The sequence below is a fragment of the Microbacterium ureisolvens genome, from assembly GCF_019511645.1.
Classification (GTDB): domain Bacteria; phylum Actinomycetota; class Actinomycetes; order Actinomycetales; family Microbacteriaceae; genus Microbacterium; species Microbacterium ureisolvens_A.
The window spans coordinates 288,699-313,163 of sequence record NZ_JAEUAX010000005.1 but is presented as its reverse complement, the minus strand read 5'-3'; the positions used below and the strand labels follow the sequence as shown (position 1 = coordinate 313,163).

The 24,465-nt window shown below is 67.8% G+C and carries 20 protein-coding genes; 16 read left to right on the top strand and 4 right to left on the bottom strand.

Annotated features, from left to right (window positions below; genetic code table 11):
- Window positions 1-135 precede the first annotated feature (135 nt).
- The 9 genes from JNB61_RS11615 to JNB61_RS11575 all read left to right on the top strand — a co-directional run bounded on the left by JNB61_RS11615 (window position 136) and on the right by JNB61_RS11575 (window position 11,137).
- Window positions 136-1,476 carry an ABC transporter substrate-binding protein gene (locus JNB61_RS11615; RefSeq protein WP_220289230.1) on the top strand — a complete coding sequence of 447 codons (1,341 nt, stop codon included), beginning with the start codon at window positions 136-138 and terminating at the stop codon, window positions 1,474-1,476.
- Window position 1,477: 1 nt separating this feature from the next.
- Complete coding sequence (locus JNB61_RS11610) at window positions 1,478-2,446, top strand: carbohydrate ABC transporter permease (RefSeq protein WP_220289229.1); 969 nt, start codon at window positions 1,478-1,480, stop codon at window positions 2,444-2,446.
- A 2-nt stretch (window positions 2,447-2,448) separates the two neighbouring features.
- Entirely contained in the window at window positions 2,449-3,255 is an 807-nt protein-coding gene (locus tag JNB61_RS11605; protein WP_220289228.1) for a carbohydrate ABC transporter permease, read from the top strand.
- A 47-nt stretch (window positions 3,256-3,302) separates the two neighbouring features.
- Window positions 3,303-4,091, top strand: a complete 789-nt coding sequence (locus tag JNB61_RS11600; RefSeq protein WP_220289227.1) for a 6-phosphogluconolactonase — start codon at window positions 3,303-3,305, stop codon at window positions 4,089-4,091.
- Between the two features lie 41 nt (window positions 4,092-4,132).
- Window positions 4,133-5,092: an N-acetylglucosamine kinase gene (locus JNB61_RS11595; RefSeq protein WP_220289226.1), complete on the top strand. Its 960-nt coding sequence runs from the start codon at window positions 4,133-4,135 to the stop codon at window positions 5,090-5,092.
- A gap of 19 nt (window positions 5,093-5,111) precedes the next feature.
- Entirely contained in the window at window positions 5,112-6,470 is a 1,359-nt protein-coding gene (locus JNB61_RS11590) for a family 4 glycosyl hydrolase (protein ID WP_220339724.1), read from the top strand.
- Between the two features lie 73 nt (window positions 6,471-6,543).
- Window positions 6,544-8,904 carry a glycoside hydrolase family 3 C-terminal domain-containing protein gene (locus tag JNB61_RS11585; RefSeq protein WP_220289224.1) on the top strand — a complete coding sequence of 787 codons (2,361 nt, stop codon included), beginning with the start codon at window positions 6,544-6,546 and terminating at the stop codon, window positions 8,902-8,904.
- On the top strand, window positions 8,901-10,316 hold the full coding sequence (locus tag JNB61_RS11580) for a GH1 family beta-glucosidase (RefSeq protein ID WP_220289223.1): 1,416 nt from the start codon (window positions 8,901-8,903) through the stop codon (window positions 10,314-10,316). Before JNB61_RS11585 ends, JNB61_RS11580 begins: the two co-directional genes overlap by 4 nt.
- Complete coding sequence (locus JNB61_RS11575) at window positions 10,313-11,137, top strand: alpha/beta hydrolase (protein WP_220289222.1); 825 nt, start codon at window positions 10,313-10,315, stop codon at window positions 11,135-11,137. The genes JNB61_RS11580 and JNB61_RS11575 overlap by 4 nt, the downstream gene beginning before the upstream one ends.
- On the opposite strand, the gene JNB61_RS11570 is transcribed toward JNB61_RS11575, so the two are convergent.
- The gene (locus JNB61_RS11570) at window positions 11,124-12,644 is read right to left on the bottom strand and encodes a PucR family transcriptional regulator (RefSeq protein WP_220289221.1); all 1,521 of its coding nucleotides are present in this window, start codon (window positions 12,642-12,644) and stop codon (window positions 11,124-11,126) included. The two genes, JNB61_RS11575 and JNB61_RS11570, sit on opposite strands and share 14 nt — an antisense overlap.
- Here JNB61_RS11570 and JNB61_RS11565 point away from each other — a divergent pair.
- The 7 genes from JNB61_RS11565 to JNB61_RS11535 all read left to right on the top strand — a co-directional run bounded on the left by JNB61_RS11565 (window position 12,643) and on the right by JNB61_RS11535 (window position 20,423).
- Entirely contained in the window at window positions 12,643-13,881 is a 1,239-nt protein-coding gene (locus tag JNB61_RS11565; RefSeq protein WP_220289220.1) for a flavin monoamine oxidase family protein, read from the top strand. The genes JNB61_RS11570 and JNB61_RS11565 overlap by 2 nt on opposite strands.
- A complete protein-coding gene (locus tag JNB61_RS11560; RefSeq protein WP_220289219.1) occupies window positions 13,878-14,234 on the top strand; it encodes a cupin domain-containing protein in 357 nt (118 codons plus the stop codon). Before JNB61_RS11565 ends, JNB61_RS11560 begins: the two co-directional genes overlap by 4 nt.
- A 62-nt stretch (window positions 14,235-14,296) precedes the next feature.
- Entirely contained in the window at window positions 14,297-15,727 is a 1,431-nt protein-coding gene (locus JNB61_RS11555; RefSeq protein WP_220289218.1) for an APC family permease, read from the top strand.
- Between the two features lie 24 nt (window positions 15,728-15,751).
- Window positions 15,752-17,071, top strand: coding sequence for a flavin monoamine oxidase family protein (locus JNB61_RS11550; protein WP_220289217.1), 1,320 nt, complete (start codon window positions 15,752-15,754; stop codon window positions 17,069-17,071).
- 22 nt (window positions 17,072-17,093) lie between these two features.
- Window positions 17,094-17,468: a cupin domain-containing protein gene (locus tag JNB61_RS11545; protein ID WP_220289216.1), complete on the top strand. Its 375-nt coding sequence runs from the start codon at window positions 17,094-17,096 to the stop codon at window positions 17,466-17,468.
- A gap of 1 nt (window position 17,469) precedes the next feature.
- Window positions 17,470-18,846 carry an aldehyde dehydrogenase family protein gene (locus tag JNB61_RS11540; RefSeq protein WP_220289215.1) on the top strand — a complete coding sequence of 459 codons (1,377 nt, stop codon included), beginning with the start codon at window positions 17,470-17,472 and terminating at the stop codon, window positions 18,844-18,846.
- A 122-nt stretch (window positions 18,847-18,968) separates the two neighbouring features.
- The gene (locus tag JNB61_RS11535; protein WP_220339723.1) at window positions 18,969-20,423 is read left to right on the top strand and encodes an APC family permease; all 1,455 of its coding nucleotides are present in this window, start codon (window positions 18,969-18,971) and stop codon (window positions 20,421-20,423) included.
- A gap of 40 nt (window positions 20,424-20,463) precedes the next feature.
- Here JNB61_RS11535 and JNB61_RS11530 read toward each other — a convergent pair whose 3' ends face one another.
- Genes JNB61_RS11530 through JNB61_RS11520 form a run of 3 tightly spaced genes read right to left on the bottom strand, consistent with a single transcriptional unit; the run spans window position 20,464 to window position 24,438 of the window.
- Window positions 20,464-21,087 carry a response regulator gene (locus tag JNB61_RS11530; protein WP_222855355.1) on the bottom strand — a complete coding sequence of 208 codons (624 nt, stop codon included), beginning with the start codon at window positions 21,085-21,087 and terminating at the stop codon, window positions 20,464-20,466.
- Window positions 21,084-22,265 carry a sensor histidine kinase gene (locus JNB61_RS11525; RefSeq protein ID WP_308289168.1) on the bottom strand — a complete coding sequence of 394 codons (1,182 nt, stop codon included), beginning with the start codon at window positions 22,263-22,265 and terminating at the stop codon, window positions 21,084-21,086. Before JNB61_RS11525 ends, JNB61_RS11530 begins: the two co-directional genes overlap by 4 nt.
- A 49-nt stretch (window positions 22,266-22,314) precedes the next feature.
- The gene (locus JNB61_RS11520) at window positions 22,315-24,438 is read right to left on the bottom strand and encodes an MMPL family transporter (protein WP_308289167.1); all 2,124 of its coding nucleotides are present in this window, start codon (window positions 24,436-24,438) and stop codon (window positions 22,315-22,317) included.
- Window positions 24,439-24,465: the final 27 nt, after the last annotated feature.

Genomic DNA, 24,465 nt, shown 5'->3' with positions numbered 1-24,465 from the left:
AATTCTTTGGTTCGCAACTGGAATAACTGGTCTAACGGTGCTAGCTTTCCCCTGGCGGTGCCCGCCGCCCCTTCTCCGGCCATGATTCATCGGCCCGAGCAGTTTTCTGGTTCTCACGACCACGACGGAGTGAACATGATCTCGAAAATGGCCCGAGCCGCGGCAATCGCTGCGGTCGGCTCGATCGCGGTACTCGCCATGGCGGCCTGCGCGCCCGGTGGGAGCAGCGCCGGCAACACTGCACCCACCGAGGTATCCGACGATGTCGCCGCTGCGGGCGACGTGACGTTGAAGCTGTCGGATTTCTTCCAGGGCGACTGGATCGTCCAGATGATCGAGCAGTTCGAGGAGGAGTACCCGAACGTCACGATCGAGCGCACGCAGGAGGACTGGGGCCAGCTGACCAGCACCCTCAATCTGCAGCTTCAGGACAACGGCGGTCCGGATATCGCCTCCGCCAACAACGGCTGGTCGTCGCTGGGGACGCTCGCGGAGGGTGGCTTGGTGGTCAACCTCGACCCGTACGCCGAGCTGTACGGGTGGGATGATCTCGTTCCGACGACGATCGCGCGACAGAACCAGTTCACCGATGACTTCGACACGATCGGCGAGGGCTCCTGGTTCGCTTCGCCGATCGCCTCGGCATCGCTGATCGGCATCTACTACAACGCGGACAAGCTGAACGAGCTCGGCATCGAGGTGCCGACCACTCTCGACGAGGTGGAGGCCGCTGCCAAGAAGGTCAAGGCGGCGGGCCAGGTGCCCTTCAGCTACAGCGGCCTCGACGGGAACACCGCCGCGCTGCTCGGGCTGCAGACACTGTATGGGTCGGAGAGCGACATCAACGACTTCGTCTACGGCTCCCCAGACGTCACTGCGGCGGACACGGGCCTCACCGAAGCGGCCACGACGCTCGAGGAATGGAACGAGGCCGGATGGCTGACGCCGAACTTCGAAGGCATCGATTACCAGACGTCGCTGGCCAACTTCCTCGACGGCGACGCGATCTTCCGCTGGGACTACACCGGCTCGCTGGGCCTGACCGGCGATCGGCTCAACGACTTCGGATACATCCAGCTGCCCCAGGCGGACGCCGACACGACCGTGGGCGTCGGAGCGTCGGCCGGGGCCATGATCATCTCCTCGAAGTCCGAGAACCCCGATGTCGCCGCAGCGTTCCTCGACTTCCTGATGTCGCAGGACGCCAGCCAGGCCGCGGTCGACCTCGGACTCGTGCCGATGCTCAACGAGGTCGAGATCCCCGACGTTCTCACCCAGACGGGTGAGGCCACCGCGACGGCGACGCTCGACTCCGACGACGGCTACGTGCCGTACTTCGACTGGGCCAGCCCGACGATGCTCGACATCCTCACCCAGAACACCCAGCTCCTCCTGGCAGGCAAGACCACCCCGGAGGAGTTCACCCAGGCGGTGAACGATGACCGCGACGCATTCCTCGCGGAGCAGGGTTCCTGAGATGAGCGTCGCCCACGCAGGGGCCGCCGTCGTGCCGGAGACGGCTGACGGCGGCCCCGCCACCCGGATGCTGCTGGTGCCCCGCCGCCGGCGGCGCACCTCGTCGGCCCGCCGCCGCATGCGACTGGCGGGGCTTCTCTTCGCCGCACCCGGCCTCCTTCTGTACGGGCTGGTGGTGCTCTGGCCGATGGTTCAGTCGGTGCAGTACTCGTTCTACAAGTGGAACGGGGTCACCGAAGCGGTCTGGGTGGGATTCGACAACTACGTCAACTTCTTCACAGACCCGGTCCTGCGCTCGACGCTCGGGAACGTGCTGGTTCTCATCGTGTTCTTCGCGCTGCTTCCCATCACGCTCGGCCTCATCTCCGCCGCGTTGGTCACGACATCCAAGAGGCCCGGCATGGGTGTCTACCGCTGGATCTTCTTCCTGCCGCAAGTGCTCACGAGCGTGGTGATCGCGCTCGTCTTCAAGCGCATGTACGCGCCCGAAGGGCCGATCAATGAGGCGCTGCGGGCAGTCGGCCTCGGCGCACTCGCGCAGAACTGGCTGGGTGACTTCACCTGGGCCCTCCCGGCGATCGGCCTCATCGGAACCTGGGGAGCCTTCGGATTCTGCATGGTGCTGTTCATCGCCGGTGCATCCTCGATCGCGCCGGAGCTGTATGAGGCGGCTCGCATGGACGGCGCAGGCCCCGTTCGCGAGTTCTTCGCCGTGACCCTTCCGGGGCTGCGCGGACAGCTGGCCATCGCGCTCACCCTCACCATCACCGGCGCGCTGCGCGCATTCGACCTCATCTGGATCACGACGCGTGGCGGACCGGGCACCTCCACGCTCACCCCCGCCGTCGCCCTCTACAAAGCGGCGTTCGTGAACCCCGACGTCGGCCAGGCCGCGGCCATCGGCGTCGTGATGGCTGTCCTGTGCATGATCATCGCGGTCGTGATCACCCGCGTCTCGGAGAAGGAGTGAACATGTCTTCCCGCGCGGAGAAGATCTGGAACTACGTCATTCTGACCGTGATGGCAGTCGTCGTGCTCTGGCCCGTCGCCACCTTCGTCACGGCAGCACTGAGCCCCGACCGTGCCGGACGTCCGACCGGAGAGATTCAATGGGACAACTTCGTCACAGCCTGGAACAACGCCGAGTTCTCGCGGTCGATGCTGGTGTCGCTCACCATCACGGTGGCCGTCGCCGTCCTCGGAGTTCTTCTCGCGCTTCTCGGCGGATATGCGTTCGGCGTACTGGGGGTCCTCGGCGACAAGGTGTTCTTCCCCCTCGTCCTGCTCGGAATGATGATCTCGCTCGAGGCGATCATCGTTCCGCTGTACTACCAGTTCCGAGCCCTCGGACTCACCGACAACCTCTTCGGGATCATCCTGATCCACGTGGGAATGGGCGTGCCCTTCGGGATCTTCTGGATGCGTGCAGCGTTCCGTACGCTGCCGCGCGGCATCTTCGAGTCGGCCGAGATGGACGGAGCCGGACCGTTCCGGATGCTGTGGTCCATCGCCGTTCCCAACCTCCTGCCCGCCGTCTACACGTTCATCCTCTTGAGCTTCATGTGGACGTGGAACGACTACTTCCTCTCCCTGGTGTTCCTGCACGGTGACAACCAGACCGCGACCGTGGCGCTCGGCGTGTTCCAAGGGCGGCACGTCACCGAGGTGAACCTCATGGCTGCCGGTGGCCTGATCGTCGCGGCGCCCGTGCTGATCCTCTACGTGCTCTTCCAGCGCAAGTTCATATCGGGCATGCTCGCCGGCGCCGTCAAGGAATGACGCGTCCGACGCCCTCCCGAACCCCATCAAAGTAAGGCAGATTCAACGTGCGACTGACCCCGCAGATCCTTCCCGACCGCGAAGCCATCGGAGAGGTGGTGGCCGAGATCATCCTGGACCGCATGTCCGCGAAGGGAGACGAGCCGTTCCTCCTCGGTTGCCCCAGCGGCCGCACCGCGGTACCGGTGTACGACGCGCTAGCACGGGAAGCGGCGCGCGGACGTGACCTCTCGAACCTCGTGATCGTGATGATGGACGACTACGTCGTGCCCGATGAGGCAGGCCGATACCAGGTGGTGAACCCCGACTCGTCGTACTCGTGCCTCGGCTTCGCGCTGCGGGACATCCTCGCGCCGATCGCCGCCGCGAGCGAGCGTTCGGACACCGCCGCACCGTCACAGGTGTGGACGGCGGACCCGGCGGCGCCGGAGGACTACGACGCACGCATCGCAGCTGCCGGCGGCATCGACCTGTTCCTGCTCGCTTCCGGGGACAGCGACGGCCACGTCGCCTTCAACCAGCCCGGAACCCCGCGCGACGCGAAGACGCACATCGTCACACTGGGCGACGCCACCCGTCGCGACAATATGGCCACATTCCCTGAGTTCACCCACCTCGAAATGGTGCCCGCCACAGGCGTCACCGTCGGCGTCGACACCATCGCGCGGCTGTCCGCGGAAGTGGTGATGATCCTGTCCGGCGAACACAAGCGCGACGCATTCGCCCGTATCACCAGCGCCGAGGCGTACGAGGACGACTGGCCCGCAACGATCGTTACGGAGTGCCGCAACCCGCTGCTCCTCGTCGATCGCGCCGCCGCCGCCGTCGCCGTCTAATCCCGGCCCAGGCCCGTTTCCCACTCCCGAAGGACACCGACATGACCCTGCCGGTTCTCGACAGCGACGCGAGCATCGCGGATCACGTCATCGGCGTCGACATCGGCGGCACCAAGACTCATCTCCGGGCGGCCCCCGCCGACGGAGGATCAGATCGGCCGGGCGCCGACATCGTGCTTGCCTCGTCGTCGTGGCGCAAGCGTCTCGGAGACTTCCGAGCCGACGGGGTCGGACTCCGGCAGCTGCTGATGGACCAGTTCGGCGAAGCAGTGCTCTGCGCGCCGATCGCGGTCGGGGCGCATGGCTGCGACAGCACCGAACAATGCGGCGAGCTCGAGCACGAGTTGCGGCGTCAGTTCAGCGGTCCCGTGCTCGTGGTCAACGACTCCGAACTGATGGCGCCCGCGATGGACGTCACCGGCGCCATCGGCGTGGTCGTGGGCACGGGCTCGATCGCGACCGCACGCACCCCGGGCGGCGAGCTCCTCACCGCGGGCGGCTGGGGATGGCTGCTCGGCGACGAAGGCAGCGCACCCGCCCTCGTCCGTGAGGCCACCCGGGCAGTCCTTTCGCACCTGGACCGCGGAGATCGCGCGGACGCGCTGGGGGAGCGGCTGCTGGCATGCTTCTCCGCCGTCGACGGAGCAGAGCTCGCGCTCACGGCAACTCAGGTCGCCTCCGCCGAAGGGTGGGGTCAGCATGCCCCCGAGGTCTTCACCGCGGCCGATGAAGGCTCCGCCATCGCCCAACTCGTCGTAGCGAACGCGGGCGAACGCGTCGCCGGACTCATCGACAAACTGCTGCGCCGCGGCGTGCACGCCGACTCGGTCGTCGCCGGCGGCTCGGTGATCGAAAAGCAACCCCTGCTTCAGCGGGCGCTCCGGACAGCGCTGGCGCAGACTCGCCCCGGTCTGGACCTCCACATTCTGGATCGCGCCCCGGTGACGGGCGCTGTCGAGCTGGCGCGGCGTCTCGTCCGGCAGACCACACCAACCCCCTGAGAACGGAGAGTTCCACCTCATGAAAGTCACCTTGATCGGAGCAGGCAGCCGGCAGTTCGCCGGGACCATCGTCCGCGACCTGCTCCTGAGTCAGCCGATCGCCGACAAGGGTCTCGAGATCGTGCTAATGGACGTCGCGGCGCAGCCGCTGGCCGAGATGGAATCGTACGCCCGAAGCGTCATCGAGCGCCTCGGCCATCGGGCCATCCTCTCGTCGACCACGGACCTGGACCAGGCGGTCTCCGGGGCCGACTTCATCGTCGCCGCGATCGAGGTCAACCGCTACCACTACTGGTCACAGGACTTCACGATCCCCCGCACGTACGGCTTCAAGCAGGTGTACGGCGAGAACGGCGGCCCGGGCGGACTGTTCCACGCACTGCGTCAGTTCGCGCCCCTGCTGGAGATCGCGCGCTCGATCGAGAAGAACGCGCCCGATGCGTACTTCCTCAACTTCTCCAACCCAGAGCACAAGGTCTGCGAGGCGATCTCCCGCCTGACGAACGTCAAGGTCGTGGGCCTCTGCCACGGCTACTTCGCGGGCGCCGGGCAGATCTCCCGGCTGCTGGACATCCCCCTCGAGAACCTCGAGCTGTCCGCGGCAGGCATCAACCACTTCCAGTGGTTCCAGACCATCCGCGATCGTCGCACCGGTGAAGACCTCTACCCGCGGCTGCGTGAGGTCGAGCGCGAGGCGAACTGGGTCTCGGACTGGCACGAGATCGGGCTGTCGCGCATTCTCTTCCGCCGGTTCGGGCTGTGGCCGTCGCCGAGCGCCAACCACATCGGCGAATACCTCTCGTGGGCCGACGACTACGTCCCGGCTCAGCTCCAGTACTTCCACGACCGCGCCGACGGCTCGCCCTGGGCCGAGGGCGCGCAGACCCCGGAGTGGCATTACCACATCGGCCTGGTCGACACCGAGCGCGGGTTCCACGCCCGCCGTACGGACGAGACGCTGATGTCGCTCGAGGCATCCCTCGACGAGCGTCCGCTGGAGTCGTCCGAGGAGCTGGCCATCCCCATCATCGAGTGGATCGGGTGCGGCGTGGAACGCGAACTTCCGGCCGTGAACATCCCGAACCGCGGTGCGATCCCGGGCCTTCCGGACGAGATGGTCGTCGAGGTGCCGGCGAAGGTCGTGGACGGCGAGCTGGTGCCGTTGCAGATGGAACCGCTGCCGGAGGGCATCTCCGCGATGGTGCGCCTGCAGGGCTCCATCCACAAGCTGCTCGTCGAAGCGTACGTCGAGCAGTCGAAGCAGAAGCTGCTGCAGGCGATCCTCCTCGACCCCGTCGTCGACAACCACAACCGCGCGGTGGCGATGCTCGACGAGTTCCTCGAACGGCAGATGGACTCGCTCCCGCCACTGCACTGATACCCGCTGCGGCCCCGCCTGGCGGTGCCGCAGCATCCGATTCGCCACGCTCTCTCGTTCAGAAAGCAGATCAATGACCCTCCCGCAGTTCGACGTCGACACAGTGCTCGCCGAGCTCACGCTCGAAGAGAAGGCCTCGCTGCTGTCAGGGCTCGACGACTGGTTCACCCAGCCCATCGATCGCCCGGGCCTGTCCCGGGCGGTGCCGCCGATCGAGGTGGGCGACGGCCCGCATGGTCTGCGCAAGGAGACGGGCGTCGACATGGTGTGGGTGCCTGCCACCGGCTTCCCGACCGCCTCAGCCATGGGTGCGTCGTGGGATCGCGACCTCACCCGCCGGGTGGGCGCCGCCATCGGCGAGGAGGCGCGCGCGGAGGGCGTGCAGGTCGTGCTCGGGCCAGGCGTCAACATGAAGCGCTCCCCGTTGTGCGGCCGAAACTTCGAGTACTTCTCGGAAGACCCCATGCATTCAGGGGAGCTGGGCGCGGCATACGTGCAGGGTGTGCAGTCCACCGGTGTCGGCACCTCGCTCAAGCACTTCGCCGCCAACAACCAGGAGATCGAGCGCACGAGAATATCGGTCGTCGTCGACGACCGGACGCTGCGCGAGACCTACCTCGCGGCGTTCGAGCGGGTGGTCCGCAAAGCTGACCCGTGGACGGTCATGTGCTCGTACAACCGGCTGCGGGGCGTGCACGCGTCCGAGAACCGGTGGCTGCTGACCGAGATCCTGCGTGACGAATGGGGCTTTCGGGGTGCCGTGGTCTCGGACTGGAACGCCGTGCACGATCGGGTCGCTGCCGTGCGGGCAGGGCTCGACCTCGAGATGCCCGGCACCGAGGGGCGAACGGATGCCGAGATCGTGGCAGCCGTGCGCGCCGGCGAGCTCGACGAGGCGATCGTCGACAATGCTGCCCGCCGTGTGCTGCGACTGGTCGCTCGCGCTTATCCCGGCGCCGACCTCGTGGACGGACCGGTCATGTCACTCGGACACAGTGCGGGCGACCGGCTGACCACCGCGCAGCTCGAACTCCTGCGCGCCGACGAGCACCACGCCCTGGCACGCGAGGCGGCCGCGGCCTGCATCACACTCCTGCGCAACGAGCCCGCACCGCATGGGCGTGCCGTGCTGCCCCTGTCGGAGGCTGGCACGGGCACGATCGCGGTCGTCGGCGCGTTCGCCGAGCACGCCCGTATCCAGGGCGGCGGCTCGTCCGGTGTCGATCCGACGCGGGTCGACGCGCCGCTCGAAGCGATCCGCGCGATCGCGGGGGAGCGTGTGATCTATTCGCCCGGGTACGTCCACCTGCCGAAGAACCCCTACCAGGACGACAATATCGCCACCCTCGCCGCACACGAGATCGCCTTCGTCGAGGGGCGCCCGACCGTCGCCCGCCGGTCGGCGACTCTCGCCCGCGAACTGCAGCTGGCCGAAGCAGTGCAGCATGCGGTGAACGGCCCGCTCTCACCGACCGCGGAGCGCCTGATCGATGAGGCCGTGGCGGCCGCTGAAGACGCCGAGACCATCGTCGTGTTCGCGGGCCTGCCGCTCGCTTTCGAGCAGGAGGCCAACGACCGCGCGACCCTCGCACTCCCGGGCGACCACGTGGCCCTCATCTCGCGCCTGGCCGACCTGCGAGAGCGCACCGGCGCGACGCTCGTCGTCGTGCTCTCCAACGGCACAGCCGTGACGATGGATCCCTGGCACGACCGCGTCGACGCTATCGTCGAGTCCTGGCTCACCGGCCAGGCACTCGGCGGCGCCGTCGCGGACGTGCTGTTCGGCCGGGTGAACCCTTCCGGCAAGATCTCCGAGACCTTCCCGACCGCCGTCGAGGACACGCCCGGTCAGCCCAACTGGCTGGGGGAGCGCGGCACGGTGCTCTACGGCGAGGGCGTCTTCATCGGCTACCGCTGGTACGACGCACTGGGCCGCACGGTGCGGTACCCGTTCGGGCACGGTCTGTCGTACACGTCGTTCGCGTACTCCGACCTGTCGGTGGAGGTCACGGATGCCGCGGCCGCACGCGTTCGCGTATCGGTGACGATCGCGAACGAGGGGCCCGTCGCGGGTGCCGAGATCGTGCAGCTGTACATCGGCGACCCGGACGCCGAAGTGTACCGACCTGTCCGGGAGCTGCGCGGGTTCGAGAAGGTCCGGCTCGAAGCGGGCCAGTCCGTGCGGGTGGAATTCGCGCTGGAGAGCCGCGACTTCGCCTACTGGGACGCGGCGGCCGCCCGCGGCGACGGGCGCCTGGGTCTGTGGCGTCGCGAGGGAGGCGACTTCCGTATCGAGGTCGGGGCGTCCTCGCGCGACATCCGCGTGTCCGACACCATCCAGCTGCCCGACGATCCGACGATCCCGGCACTGATCCGGGATGCCGACCTCCAGGGGTCCAGCAGCTCGCGGTTCGTTCAGGGACACGCCGGATGACCGGCATCCCATCCCTGCCCGCCGAACTGCGCACTCGCGCACGGGATCTCGGCCGACGATTCCCCGAGCGCTTCGTGTGGGGCGCGGCGACCGCGGCGCCGCAGATCGAGGGCTCGGTCTCGGCAGACGGCCGCACCCCGAGCGTCTGGGACACCTTCGCGCGGATTCCCGGGGCGGTCGCAGGGGGCGACACGCTCGACGACGCCGACGACCACTTCCGCCGGTGGCGCGACGACGTCGCGCTCATGCGCGATCTCGGCCTTTCGGCGTACCGCTTCTCGGTCGCCTGGCCGCGCATCGTGCCCGCACGCGACGGAGTGGCGAACCGCCGTGGGCTCGACTTCTACGACCGGCTGGTGGATGAGCTGCTGGCAAGCGGCATCGATCCGTTCGTGACGCTCTACCACTGGGATCTGCCGCAGTGGCAGCAGGACGCGGGAGGGTGGGCCGACCGGTCCACGGCCCACCGGTTCGCCGAGTACACGAACCACGTCGCCGAGCGCCTTGGGGACCGGGTGCGGCACTGGACCACCCTCAACGAGCCCTGGGTGTACGTGTTCCTCGGCCACCTGCTGGGCGTCCACGCCCCGGGCGATCGTTCCGAGGCGCTCGCGGTCCGGGCCGTGCACCACTCACTCCTCGCTCACGGTCTCGGCGTCCGGGCGCTGCGCGCCGCGCTTCCCGCCGACAGCCAGGTGGGCATCGCGCTGAGCATGAGCCCGACACAGCCCGCGACCGCCGAGCCCGACGACGTGGCGGCGGCGGCGCGTAACGACCTGTACCGCAACTGGCTGTTCCTGCACCCCATCATGCGCGGCGAGTACCATCCGCTGACGGGGGAGCTGTTCTCGGAGCCCATCCCTGTTGAGCCTGGAGATCTCGAGGCCATCGCGGCGCCGATCGATTTCGTCGGCATCAACTACTACGCCCGCGCCGTCGTCCGTGCCGACCAGTCGGTCGCGGTGACGCGAGCGCAGGAGACCCGCCCGGACGGCACGTACACGGCGATGGACTGGGAGGTATACCCCCAGGGGATCGCCGACATCATCGCCCAGACGCACGACCGCTACGCTCCGGAGGCGATCTACATCACCGAGAACGGGTCCGCCTGGGACGATCAGCCCGCCCCGGATGGGGTGATCGTCGACGCCGAGCGTGTCGCCTACCTGCTGGACCACCTGGATGCCGCGACGCAGAGCACTGATGCGGGCGTGCCCCTGCGCGGGTACTTCGCCTGGTCTCTTCTCGACAATTTCGAGTGGGCCGAGGGCTACACGAAGCGGTTCGGCATCGTCGGCGTGGACTACGCCACGCAGCGGCGCACCGTGAAACAGTCCGGCGCGGTCTACCGCGAGGTGCTCGCCGCACATCGCGAGGCCACGGGCGACGAACGGAAGCCTTCCCGCCTATGAGCTTCACGGTCCGCGACCACCAGCTCCCGGGAACGGGAACCGCAGTGCGCGACTACGTCCCGGAACGCTCGGCGGGCCGGCCGCTGCTCTGGGTGCATGGCGGCGCCTTTGCGGGCGGCAGCATCGACATGCCCGAGTCGGATGCCGTCGCCCGTCAGCTTGCGGGAGCCGGTCGGCACGTGAGAACCCTCGAGTACCGTCTGGCCCCGGACTTCTCTGACGACGGCCCGCTTCCGTCGGATCCGGCCGGCGGGCGCTACCCGGCCGCGCAGGACGACATCCTGGAGGCCTTCGCGGACCTCTCCGCGAGTGCCAAGGCCTTCCTCGGCGGGGCGAGTGCGGGCGCGTGCCTCGCTGCGAGCGCCGCGGTCAAGCTGCGTGACGACGGCCGCTCGCTGCCCGTGGGTCTCGTCCTCGTGTACGGCGTCTTCCACTCCGGCTTGCCGGTTCACGCGGATGCCGAGGGCGTGCGTCTGCAGCAGTTGACCGACGCACAGGGCACTCGCTGGGCGGAACGCATGGCACTCAACTACGCCGGCGCCGAGGAGCTGCTCGCCGACCCTCGCGTCTTCCCTGGACAAGGGGACCCGGCTGGGTTGCCGCGGACCCTCATCCTGGATGCCGACCGCGACATCCTCCGAGCTTCCGGCAAGCGCTTCGCCGAGCAGTTGCGCCATGCGGCAGTCCGGACGTACGAGACCATCGTGGCCGGATCGGAGCACGGTTTCCTGAACGAGCCGGCAAGCCCGCACTTCGCGCGGGGATCCGCCGAGATGTCGAAATGGATGAAGCGGGTCGACGAGGGTGTCAACCCTCCCTGAGCTGCCGCCACGCTGTTCTGGCCAGCCACAGCTCCGAGACGTCCCGAGTTCTGCGCACGCTTCGGCCCGTGAGCTCCTCGGCCCTGTTGAGTCGATAGACGAGGCCCTGGCGATGCATGCCGAGCGTCTGCGCGGTGACGCTCCAGTGGAGGTCGTTGTCAAGGAACGCGAAGAGGGTCTCCCGCAACAGACCGTATCGCTGCTCCTCGCGGGCCAGCGGCCCGAGCACCGTGTCGATGATCTGTGCGGCCTCTGACCGTGAGCGCGCCACCAAAGACACCTGCTCACCCTGGAACTCCCGCCAGTGCTCCCCGCGGCCACGCACTGCTGCGTGCTCCGCCGTGGCTTCGGCCACGGCTCCCGAGACGTCGCGGAGGTCCCGATGCACCGCGGATACGCCCGACTCGGCACAGATCTCCTCCACGAGCGAGCGAAGCTCCTCGAGACGGTGGGTGGGAGTGACCACAACGATCCTGCCGTCGGCCTCGATTGCCGTGGTCGGAAGCTCGGCGACTGCAAGCGCCGTCTGCAGGCGCAATGGGGTCTTGCACGTAGTGGCGACAGCGCGATACCCCGCGGTCTCCTGTCCCCAGAGCCGAAGGAGATCGCCATGGACGTTCGCACGCCCGACGAGCGCCTGCTCGAGCACGGCCGCCCCATCTCTCAAACGGGCTTCCGCATCCTGCGCGACCGCATTGGCATGGACTGTGAGGATCTGGGTGACGTGGACCAGCGTCAGGCTGTCGAGCGGAGCGCCGGCATCGATCATGAGGTGCGTCGGACGGTGCGTCCGGAGGGGGTACGCCCGTGCGCCAGCGGGGGCGAGCGCACCCCGCCCCAGAAGGACGCATCCCGTCGCATCGTCCACGACGGTGAGACGGATGCCGAGGAGGTCGCCGAGATCGTCGCTCGTGCGGCGATGACCTCGATGATCTTGGCCTGCGACCTGGTAGAGCTTGGCGAGGCCGAGCACGCTCATCGTCTGTCGTTCCGCGTTGGCGGCGGCGACGGTTCGTCCTATCGCTGCGAACGGCGTGTTCGGCCCCGTCCTGAGAACGGGGAAACCTCGGGCGTCTGCCTCGGAGAGCATCGCCTTGGTGAGGCGTGGAGCGAGCCCATCGTCGCCGACCGCGATGCCGGCCAGCCCGGCGTCATCGAGCCTGGCGATGAGATCTCGCTGCTGCTGCGCGCCATGAGGAATGCACAGTCCGATGGTCATCAGGAGCTCGTGCGGACCCAGCCACTTGTCGGGGTGTTCCATCTCGCAGGAATGTGCCCACAGGACGGTCCGGTCCGATCCGTCACCGCCGCTCACCAAGCTGGTGTCGAGCGTCGGGTCGCTGACCAGGTCGGCGATCGTGAAGGCGTTCAGGACTCTCACCCTTCGTATGAACAACGAGCAAACTCTAGCCGTTTGCGCAGTAGGAGCGTCAGTGCGATGTTCGTAGCTTTGTCGTTGTCGCGCAGGCGAAGCCAGCGGCGGCAGAAACGTCGAAGGAGATGACATGACGCGCACCGCCGTACTCGGTGCCGGCCTCGCCGGCCTCGCGGCTGCAACTGAGCTCGTCGGCGCGGGCCACGACGTGACGGTGTTCGAGGCGCGGAATCGTGTCGGCGGCCGCGTATGGTCCGAGACGATCAGCGCGGCCGGCGGTCTCCACGTCATCGAACGCGGCGCGGAGTTCGTCCTCGGCGGGTATTCGACCCTCCGTGACCACTGCCGGAAGCACGGGCTCGAGCTCGTCGATACGGGAATGAGCTACTACGTCCGCATCCCTGGCGACCGGCCTCATGTCAGCACCGACGCGATGGCGACACTGGGCGAACGCGCCGCCGAAGCGGTCGCGACCGGCAGCGGCGCGCGCTCGGTCGCTGATGTGCTGGACGAGATCGGCGTCGAGGGAGACACCCGCGAGGCGCTCGAGGCCAGGATCGAGATGTCAACTGCCGTGCGCGTCGACCAGGTCTCGGCCCAGGGAACTCTCGATCACGTCGCCTCCTTCCACCCACAGCCGAGCTGGCGTATCGGTGGCGGCAATCAGCGCCTTCCCGATGCGATGGCATCCGTGCTCGGGGATGCGATCCGCTTGAATTCCAAGGTCCAGGCTGCTGTGCAGCACGGCGACGAGGTCGTGATTACGGCCGGCGGCGAGGAGGAGTCCTTCGACTACGCCGTCGTCGCGCTGCCCTTCGGCGTGCTGATCGATGCGACATCGCTGCTCATCGACATCCCCGATAGAAAGCGCCAGGCGATGTCGCGCATCGTGCAGGGCAATGCGGCGAAACTCCACCTGGCCCTCGACGAGGTCCCGCGGGCGAGCGCGGTGATGAGCGTGTCCGGGAGGTTCTGGACCTGGACTGCGAACGGACTCGGAGGCGCGGTAGCCCCCGTGCTCAACTGCTTCGGCGGAGAGATCGGCCATCTCCTCCGCCTCGGCATAGATCGCGGTGCACGCGGATGGGAGGGGGAGGTGCGCGCCCTTCGCGCCGACCTGGCCATTGGCCACGCAGGGGCCGTAATCACCAGCTGGCCATTCGATCCACTCGCGCGCGGGGCCTATACGGCTCACGCGCCGGGCTTCAGCGTCCAGGACGCGGAAGCTCTCGCGGCTGCGTACGGCCGGTTGTACTTCGCGGGTGAGTACATCGACCCGGAGTTCACCGGCCTCATGGAGGGGGCGTTGCGCAGCGGCCATAGCGCCGCTGCAGCCCTCATTGCGGCGGAAAGCAGGGTGGCCGCATGAACGGGTTCTCCGCCGCCTGGTACGAGACTTCCGCGATCAACTGGCCGGACGATGTGGCCATCGCAGCCGAACGTGTCGTTGCCGGCTCCCCGACAGCCTCCACGTTCGCCATCGAAGACACGGCTACACACCAGGTCGGACTCTGGCGCGTCACGCCGGGTGAGTTCCTCACCGACCACACCGGATACACCGAGTACATCCACGTCCTGGCCGGTGCCGGTCGGCTCATCGACGACGATGGTGCCGTTCTGGAACTGTGGCCCGGCGTCACGGTGCTCATGCAGCCCGGCTGGAAGGGTCGCTGGGTCGTCGACGCGACGATCACCAAGGTCTACACGGTGATCCACGCTTGAGCACACGCTGACCCCGCCGGTCTACACGGCACCCCACAACACTCCGACAACGAGGTCCCCACATGTCCATGTTCGAAACCACGACCACGACCAAGGTGGTCAGGCAAGTCGCATTCCTCCCGCTGGTCGGCATCATCTTCTTCAGCGTCTCCGGGGGCGCCTACTCCCTCGAGGCGCTCGTCAGTGCATCCGGCCCCGGCCTCGCGCTTCTGCTTCTCGTGCTCGTTCCCGCGATCTACGGCATCCCCATCGCAGCAATCACCACGGAGCTCTCCACGGCCATCCCGGCCGAAGGCGGAACATATGAATGGATGAAGCGGTCCGTCGGGGGCTTCTGGGCCTTCCAGGCGGGGATCCTGCGCTGGATCAACAGCTGGGTCGACATGGCGATCTATCCGGTCCTTTTCGCGAGCTACTTCTCGACGCTGGTTCCGGTCGTCGGCGAGGGAGAAGTCGTGTTCTTCTCGTTCGGCCCGTTCCAGCTGGATCTGCACTGGGTCGCCGGCGTCGTCCTGGTCATCATCCCGATGGCGCTGTTGAACATCCGGGGTGCGAAGAGCGTCGGCGACAGCGCGCTGCTCTTCAGCGTCTTCGCGCTCCTGCCTCTGCTGATCGTCGCAGGTCTGGGAATCTGGCGGCTGATCCAGGACGGCACGAATCCGTTCGTCCCCTTCATGGCCGACGGCGAATCGCCCGGTGCCGCCATCACGATCGGCTTGTCGGTAGTGATGTGGTGCTACTGCGGCTTCGACCGCGTCGGCCTGATCGCGGGTGAGATCAAGAACCCGGGGAAGACCATCCCCAAAGCGATGGTCGTCTCGATGATCGTCATCATCGCAACCTACGCGCTGCCCCTGATCGGTGCCCTGGCGATTCCCGGGTGGGAGGAGTGGTACGCGGGATCGTTCTCCGATGTGGCCGCAGTGCTCGGTGGCCCCTGGCTGGCCATGTTCGTCACGATCGGGGCACTGTTCTGCAGCATCGGGCTCTACTCATCGCTGCTGATGAGCAGCGCCCGCACCCCGTTCGTGCTCTCACGCGACCGCTGGCTCACGCCCGTGCTGGCGCGCCAGTCGCGCAGGACCGGTTCGCCCGTCGTCTCGATCATCGTGTGTTCGGTGATCTACGCCTTCTTCACGCTCGGAAGCTTCGTCGATCTCGTCGTCCTCGATGTGTTCCTCATCAACATCCTGCTTCTGATGAACCTGGTCGCCCTCATTGCGCTTCGCATCAAGCAGCCGACTCTGGCTCGACCCACCAAGCTGCCGTGGGGATGGTGGGGGATCGCGCTGGTGGGAGTGCCCCTGGTCGCCAGCATCCTCTTCCTCATGTACCTCCAGTGGCTCGACTACGGTCTCTTCGCGTTCGTGATCCTCGCCGCCACGCTCGGCGCGAGCGTGATCGCGTATTTCCCCGCGCGGTGGTACCAGCGTCGGCACCAGGAGCCGGCTCTCGAACCAGACGACTCACTGGCTGCGGCGCCGCGCGGCTGATCCGCTTATCGAAGGAGAACGAACATGGAAAACCACGACGTCATCGTGATCGGAGCGGGGCTCGCTGGACTGAGCGCGGCGCGAGACCTTGCCGCGGCAGGGACCGATGTGCTCGTCGTCGAGGCCCGGGCTCGTCCAGGCGGCCGCGTCGAGCAGACGCGTACGCCCGACGGGCGTCTCATCCAGCTCGGCGGTGAGATCGTCGGCAGCTTTCACACCGCCTACAAGCAGCTGGTGACGGAGCTCGGCTTGACGCTCGGTCCGACGTTCGTCGCCAGCAGCGGCGAGACAACATGGAGTCTGACGGATGGCTCGTTCCTGGGAGATGACCTGCCGTGGATGAGCAGCGCCGACCGCAGGATCTACGACACCGTCGAGAAGCAGTTCTCAGCGCTCGCGGCGACCGTGGACCCGGACGACCCTTGGTCGCACCCCGACGCCGAGCGCCTGGACTCGCTGTCCGTCGGCGCATGGATCCGTGATCAGGGAGGCTCGCCGGCGGTCGTGCGGGCCCTCCACCTGTCGGCCAAGGCACTTGCCGACGACTCGATCGAGCGGTCGTCCCTTCTCGCGTACCTCCGCAAGGAGTCCGCGGCCGGAGCAGACGGCTTCTACAACTACGAAGCCTGGGAGAACGAGCGCGTGCTCGAAGGTTCCGCCACCGTCGCCCTGCGGATGGCGGAGCAGCTCGGCGACCGCGTCCGCTACAGCAGTCCGGTGGCCGAGATTCGCATCGGCGGCGGGAACAACACAGTGCGACTGGCCACGGGAGAGCTCATCGGCGCAACCGCCATCGTGTCGGCGCTGCCAGTCGGCCCTCTTCGCGACGTCCGGATCACGGGCGTCAGCGACGGACGCATGGCGTCGCTGCATCGGCAGCGCAACTGCCTCACCGTCAAGGTCGCCGCGATGTACGAGGAGTCGTTCTGGGAGAACGACGGGCGCAACGGCACCAGCTACATGGAAAACACGATCCTCGGCGGGACGTGGGCGCAGAGCGAGGGCGTCCTTTCGGGACTCATTCCACCCTCGAGTCTCGGCGAGTACCTGGCCACTCCCGTGCACCGTCGAGAAGCCGAGCTCACCGAGGAGCTCGTCGGCGTTCTTGGCCCGCGGGCTGCGGAGCATGCCCGGTTCTACCTGCGCAACTGGGCGACGGACCCCTGGACGCAGGGCTACGCCACCGGGTGGCGTCCCGGGGACGTCATGGCAGTCGGGCCGCTCCACGCCACCCACGAGCCGCCCTTCTATGTGTGCGGGTCGGACCAGTGGGTCTGCGGCTACATGGAAGGCGCCGTCCGGACCGGCCGTGGCACCGCCGCAACGATTCTGCAGTCATCCTGAGACAGCGAAGGAACGCACACCGATGAGCAAGATCCGCGCCGTGCCGACAGCGGCAGCCGCGGGCCCGAGCATGACCCCCAGCTCCTACGTGACGGCAGGCGCCCTGCGTGGCGGCGACCCCAGGGAGATGGAGCTGGCGCACGTGGTCAGCGACGACGAACGCCTCACCGTGGGCGTGTGGTCGGCGGAGCCATACGCGGAGTTCGTCACGTCGCATGAGGGTTACGAGTACACGCTCGTGCTGGAGGGGCGTGTCACCCTCACCGACCCCGACGGCGACGTTCACACCTTCGGAGCGGGCGACGCCTTCACGATCGAGCCGGGCTGGTCCGGCGAGTACCGCGTCAACGAGCGGCTCGTGAAGCATTTCGTCTACTACGCGGGCGCGGAGGCATGACATGAACGCCCCCGCGTACCGCGTGGTGAATCCCGCAACGGGTGACCTCGTCGAGGAGTTCACGTCCATCGCTGACGATGACCTCGCCGCGGCCATCGAGAGCGCGCACGCTGCCTACGTCCGCGACCGAGATGTTCCGGTCGCCGATCGGCTCCTGCCGCTGCGACGGGCCGCATCACTGCTGCGCGAGCGAACCACCGAGCTGGCAGCCATCGCTGCCGCCGAGATAGGCAAGCCGCTCGAACAGGGACGCGGCGAGGTCGAGTTCTGCGCCGACATCTTCGACTACTACGCCCAACACGCCGAGCGGCTGACAGCGCCTCAACCCATCTCCTCCGGCAGCGGGCGCGCGCGCATCGAACGGCGCCCGCTGGGGGTGCTCCTGGGGATCATGCCCTGGAACTACCCCTTCTACCAGGCTGCGCGGTTCGTCGCTCCGAATCTTGCGGTGGGCAACACTATCCTCCTGAAGCCCGCGGAGTCCTGTCCCCGGTCTGCGCTCGCGCTCGACCACCTGCTGCGAGAGGCCGGCGTCGGCGAAGGCGCCTTCCACACGGCATTCGCCACGCACGAGCAGATCCGTACTGTCATCCAGGACGCCCGTGTGCAGGGAGTGTCGCTGACCGGCTCCGAGCGCGCGGGGGCCGCGGTCGCGGCGGCGGCCGGCGCCCACCTCAAGAAAGTCGTTCTGGAGCTGGGAGGATCGGACCCGCACGTCATCCTCGATACCGCTCATGTCGCCGAGGCTGCCGCGGCGGCGTGGAGTATGCGGATGGAGAATCTCGGCCAAGCGTGCAACTCGAACAAGCGAATCATCGTCGCCGCTGCGCACTACGCCGAGTTCGTGAGCGAACTGACCAAGCTGGCGAGTGCGCTCGAACCGGGAGACCCATTGGATCTCCGGGATGGCCAGTTCCCCCCGATGGCTTCCAGAGCCGCGGCAGAGCATCTGTGCGCTCAGATCGAGGACGCGATATCGCGAGGCGCCACGCTCCACACCGGCGGAACCCTTCACACGGGGCCCGGCGCTTACTTCTCGCCGGCGGTGCTCACGGGCGTGACCCCGGGTATGCGGGCCTATCACGAGGAACTGTTCGGTCCGGTCGCGGTCGTCTACCGCGCGGAGGACGACGAACATGCTCTGCGCATCGCGAACGACACCGAGTTCGGGTTGGGAGCCGCCGTCTTCAGCACGGACATCGCGCGCGCCGAGGCGTTCGCCGCACGGGTGGAAACCGGGATGGTCGCCATCAACGCCCTCGCAGCGGAGGGCGCCGAACTCCCGTTCGGCGGAGTGAAGCGATCCGGCTACGGCCGCGAGCTCGGCCCTCTCGGGATGGACGAATTCGTCAACAAGCGCCTGATCTACACCGCATGACCGGCCCACGTGCTGCCGCTGACGCAGCGGCGACACGTGCCGGATGACCGCACTCGGGCGGATGAGCCGTCGCCCGACACTTCGCATCTGGACATCGACGTCCTAACCCTGGAGGAAACCGCATGAGCCCCACACCTGCCATCCCCGTCGCCGAGAGCCCGACGGAGGCCGTCCGGGCCGTTCACCCGCTGAAACGCCAGATCCCGCTGTGGTCGCTCGTGGGCATCATCTTCTTCAGCGTCTCGGGCGGAGCCTACGGGCTCGAGGAGCTAATACCGGCCGCCGGCCCGGGATTGGCGATACTCCTCATCCTCATCACGCCGATCATCTACGGCGCCCCGATCGCAGCGATCACGGCAGAACTCTCGACCGCGCTGCCCGCGGAAGGGGGCACATACGAGTGGGCTCGTCGCGGTCTCAACTCGTTCTGGGCCTTCCAAGCGGGGGCGCTGCGCTGGGTGAACAGCTGGGTGGACATGGCTCTCTACCCGGTGATGTTCTCGAGCTACCTTGCGCTGCTTCTGCCACCGTCCTTCGCCGACCAGGTGTTCTTCAGCGTCGGCCCGATCGACATGACCATGGGGTGGCTGGCCGGTGTGGTCTTCGTGATCATTCCCTTCGGGATCGTGAATCTGTTCAGCGCTCGGTTCGTCGGCGCCAGCTCTGCCTGGATCGCCGTCATCGTCCTCATCCCATTGGCAGTGCTATCTGTCGTCGGTATCAGCACGCTGCTCACCGAGGGCGTCAATCCGCTGAGCCCTTTCGCCGCCACGGGGGCCTCCGCGCTCGCATCGTTCGGCGTGGGTCTTTCCATCATCATGTGGAGCTATTGCGGCTTCGACAGTGTCGGGGTGATCGCCGGCGAGGTGAAGAACCCGGGACGGGTCATACCGAAAGCCACGGTGATCGCGATGATCGTGATCGTGCTGTCGTACCTGCTCCCGACCATCGCTGCCCTGGCCGCAGGTGGCTGGGAGGACTGGACCACCGGATCCTTCGGCGATGTCGCCGCTCAGCTCGGCGGGCCCGCACTCGGTCTCGCCGTCACCATCGGGGGGATGGTCGCCGCTATGGGGCTCTACTCGTCACTTCTGCTGAGCAGCTCGAGGGTGGTGTTCGTTCTCTCGCGAGACCGGTGGATCACCGGCGCGCTGGCGCGGCAGACGAAGAAATCCGGCACGCCCTGGGTCTCGGTCGTCGTGTCCTCCGTCCTCTACGCGCTTTTCAGCTTGGGCTCATTCGCTGACCTTGTCGTGGTGGATGTCTTTCTGATCAACGCCTTGCTCCTCCTCAGCCTCGCAGCGCTCATCGCCCTGCGCATTCGGGAACCCCACCTTCCGCGGCCGGCGAAGATCCCCGGTGGCTGGTGGGGAATCGCTCTGGTGGGAACGCCGATGATCGCGGTGATCCTGTTCACGATGATCACGCAGTTCACCGACAATGGCGGCTTCTTCGCGCTGAGTCTCTTCCTGGCAACGGTGACGCTCAGCGTTCTCGCCTACATTCCCGCGCGAGCATATCGGCGGCGTCAGCTCAATGGGCAGAGGGACGAATCGACCTCGTCGGCGGGGAATTGATGGGTTCGGTCGGACTCCACGACAAGGGTGGCAGCCACCGTCACAGCAGCCCCCTCTCGCGCGCGACGGCGACGGCTCGCGAGCGGCTGTCGACGCCGAGTTTGGCGAAGATGTGGACGAGGTGGGTCTTCACCGTGGCCTCCGTGACGAACAGGGTCTTGGCGATCTGGGGGTTCGACGACCCCATGTCGAGGAGTCGCAGAACCTCCTGCTCCCGGTCGGTCAGCCGCACGCGCGGGGCGCGCAGCACCTGGACCACGCGCTCACTGAGCTCGGGACTGAGAGCCAGCCGACCCGCCGCCGCCTCCCGTACCGCCCGTGCGATGGCATCGGGCGGAGCATCCTTCAGCACATAGCCAGAGGCGCCGGCTTCGATCGCACCCAGAATCTCGGCATCCCGATCGAACGTGGTCAGAATGATGACGGCGGGTGCGGGCACGAGGGCCCGCAATTCGCGAGTCGCCGCGACCCCGTCCATGCCGTCACCCATCCGTAGGTCGCACAGCACGACATCGGGTACGAGGTGCCGAGCAAGGGCCACTGCCTCTTCGCCGGTCGCCGCCTCGCCGAGGACCTCGATGTCGGTGTGGCCCGCGAACAGGGCACGCACCCCTGCCCGCACGATCGGGTGATCGTCGACGATCAGCAACCTCAGCACGGTCATCCCCGTGCCGCGGCGACCACCGGGACCGACGCCGACAGCGCGACGCCCCTGCCGGGTGCGCTCTCGACGTCGAGCCCGCCGCCCAGCTCGCGCAGGCGTTCCCGCATCGCCCGCAGCCCATACCCGCCGCCTGCTCCGGCAGGCAGACGCTCCCACCGCGCCGCGTCGAACCCCACGCCGTCGTCGACGACGTCGAGCCTCACACTGTCGCCGCCGTCGACAAGGCTGACATCCACTCGGCTCGCCTTGGCGTGCAGGCGGGTGTTGGCCAGCGCGGATTGCGCCGTGCGCAGCAGCGCGACGTCGACGACGACGGGGAGCGCCGGAACGGTGTCGTCGACATGCAACTCGGCGCGGATTCCGGTCTCCTCGGTGAGCCGATGAAGCATCCGGCGGAGCGCCTCCGCGAGGGCGGTGTGCTCGAGTTCAGCCGGCATGAGTGCATCCACGATGCGCCTGGTGTCCGCGAGTCCTTCCCGGGCCAGACCCTCGATCTGCGTGAATGCCCGCGCCGAGGCATCCGCTGCCATGGGTGCGGCGCTCCCCGCGAGCATCACGATCGATGTGAGGCTCTGGGCGATGGTGTCGTGGATGTCGCGGGACAGCCGGGTGCGCTCCGCGACGGCTCCCGCGTCCCGCTGGGCCCGGCCGAGCTCATCCTGCAGCTGTGCCATCTCCTCGTGCGCGGTCACGAGCGACGAGATGAGCCGGCTGCGCTCGCGGCCGTCCCGCACCAGTTCAAGGTAGCCACGCGAGATGCCGAGGGCGAACACGCCGCCCACGACCGGGCCCACCACATTCGCGTACGTCGTCGTGCCGCTGTGCACGACCGGCGCGGCGAGCACGACGGCGAGGACGCCGATGCTGAACAGGATCGCCCACCGCATGCGCAGGACGAACCCGGCCAGCAGCCACAGCGGAAACGCCAGCCACACGAACTCGGGAGAGATCGCGACGGCGCCGATCCAGATGAGGGCCAGGCCGACGAGCCAGCCTGCAGCGACGCCGTGATCCCTCGTGCGTTCGCTTAGCAGCAGACCGCCGAAGTACCAGCCGCCGAAGACCAGCGAGATCGCGATGACCCATGGCACCGGCGAGCCGTCTCCGATCGCCCGAACGGCTCCGACGACCAACAGGGCGGCGGTGATGATGGACTGGCCGACCCTGAAGGACCCCACCAGCCTCCGCCAGGTCCGCGCGGAGCGCGGGTTACCGCCTTGGCCCGTCTCATCCGACGGGTTCGCGAAGGGCTGAGACATCCGCCGACACGCCTTCCTCTCGGTCGTGAACGCCTCCGCCGTCCGACGCCGAGCCGGATGGGGTCCGGCCCGGCCACCACATCCGATCGCCGATGAGCGAGAACAGTGCGGGAACGACCAGGGTGCGTACGACAAGGGTATCGACGAGTACGCCGACGCCGACGATCAGTCCGATCTGCCCGAGCGTGACGAGGGGGAGCAACCCCAGCGCCGCGAAGACACCCGCGAGGACGACGCCTGCACTGGTGATGACACCACCGGTCGCGGCGACGGCCGTCACCATCGCTGGTCGCGTGTGCCGTGCGAATGCCTCGGTGCGCGCCCGGTGCACGAGGAAGATCGTGTAGTCCACGCCCAGCGCAACCAGGAACAGGAACGAGAGCAACGGTACCTGCAGATCGAGCGCCTCCCAGCCGAAGAGGACACGACCCAGCCAGGCACCCGCGCCGATCGCGCCGATCGCACTGAGCGCGTTCAGCATTAGCAGCAGGAGCGGGGCGACGGCAGCGCGCAGGAGCAGGACGAGGACGATGAAGGTGACGGCAAGCACGAGCGGGGCTATGAGCAGGAAGTCTCGTACGTTGGCCTCATGAGCGTCGAGCGCAGCGCCGGCCGGTCCTCCCACGAGGGCGGACTCGGACGCGCTGTGCGCGGCGTCGCGCACATCGCGCACCAGCTGCAAGGCCTCCGGTGACCCGGGTTCCGCAGCGCCGACCACCACGTACTTCACCAGCGCCCCGTCCTGCGTCTCGGCTGTGCGCGCCACCCGGTCAACGCCGGGGACTCGGGCCATCGCCTCGGCCACGGCCTGTGCCTCATCCGCGTCCGATATCGCGACCATCGGCTCTGCCGCTCCTGGCACGAAGTGATCACTCAGCACGTCGAGACCGATCCCGGACTCGGACGGTTCTCGGAACCGCTCAGCCTGACTGAGACCCCACTGAGCCCCGACAAGACCCGTCGCCATCACGCCCAGCACGATGATGCCGGCCACCACTGGAAGGACGGGGCGCGCGACCACGCGGGACCCGACCGCTCGCCACAGCCCCGGCCGCGGCTGCGGCCGACCGGGACGGGGGACAGCCGGCCAGAACACGCCACGGCCGCACACCGCGAGTGCCGGCGGCAGAACGAGGACGACAGCTGCGAACGCGATCAGCAACCCGAGCGCGGACGCCAAGCCCAGACCTCGTGTTCCCGGAACCACGGCAAGCAGAAGGGCGAGGAGCGAGATGACCACCGTGGCGTTCGACGCTGCGATCGCAGGGATGCTCGCCCGCCACGCGCGCGCCAGGGCGGCCCGATGATCGTCGGAGCGGTTCAGCTCCTCGCGATACCGGGAGATCAACAGGAGCGCGTAGTTCGTGCCCGCTCCGAACACGAGCACACTCACGATTCCGGTGTCGAAGGGGAGTACCAGCGCGGCGCCGAGTGCTGCGGTCGCCTTGCTCGCAAGCTGGTCGGCCAACGCCACCACGGCCAGCGGCACGAGCCACAGAACGGGTGACCGGTAGGTGGCGACGAGGAGGAGCGCGACGATCAGGACGGTCACCAGCAGGAGTGTGAAGTCCGCGCCATCGAAGGCGGCTGCCACATCCACGCCGAACGCGGCACCGCCCGTGACCCGCACTGTGACGCCGTCGACCGGGTGATCAGCGATGAACCCGCGCAACTCCTCGACCGCCTCGGCAGCGGCATCCGCCCCCGACCCGACGCTCACCGTCACCTGAATCACCGCCGCTGCGCCGTCGTCGCTCACGACGGGCCCGACCGCCGTGCTCCCCAACGCCGCATCGATCTCCGGCAAGAGCGACGCCAGATCGCCCTGCTCTTCGGTCGTCAGGGCCTTCCCGTCATCACGCGATGCCACCACCAGCAGCGCCTGATCATCGGCGCGTGGGAATCCCTGGGCCAAGGCTGCCACCTGGGCGGTTTCCGACTCGGGTACAGGAGCATCGCCGGGTGCGGCGATGTCGGCACGACTGAATACCGCGAGCAGCCCCACCAGAGCGAGTAGACCGAGAACGAGCGACACCCAGGCGCCACGGCGCGAGGTGAGGATGCCGGACAATCGAGACAGGACGTCATTCACGAGTCCAGTCCATCCACGACGGACCTT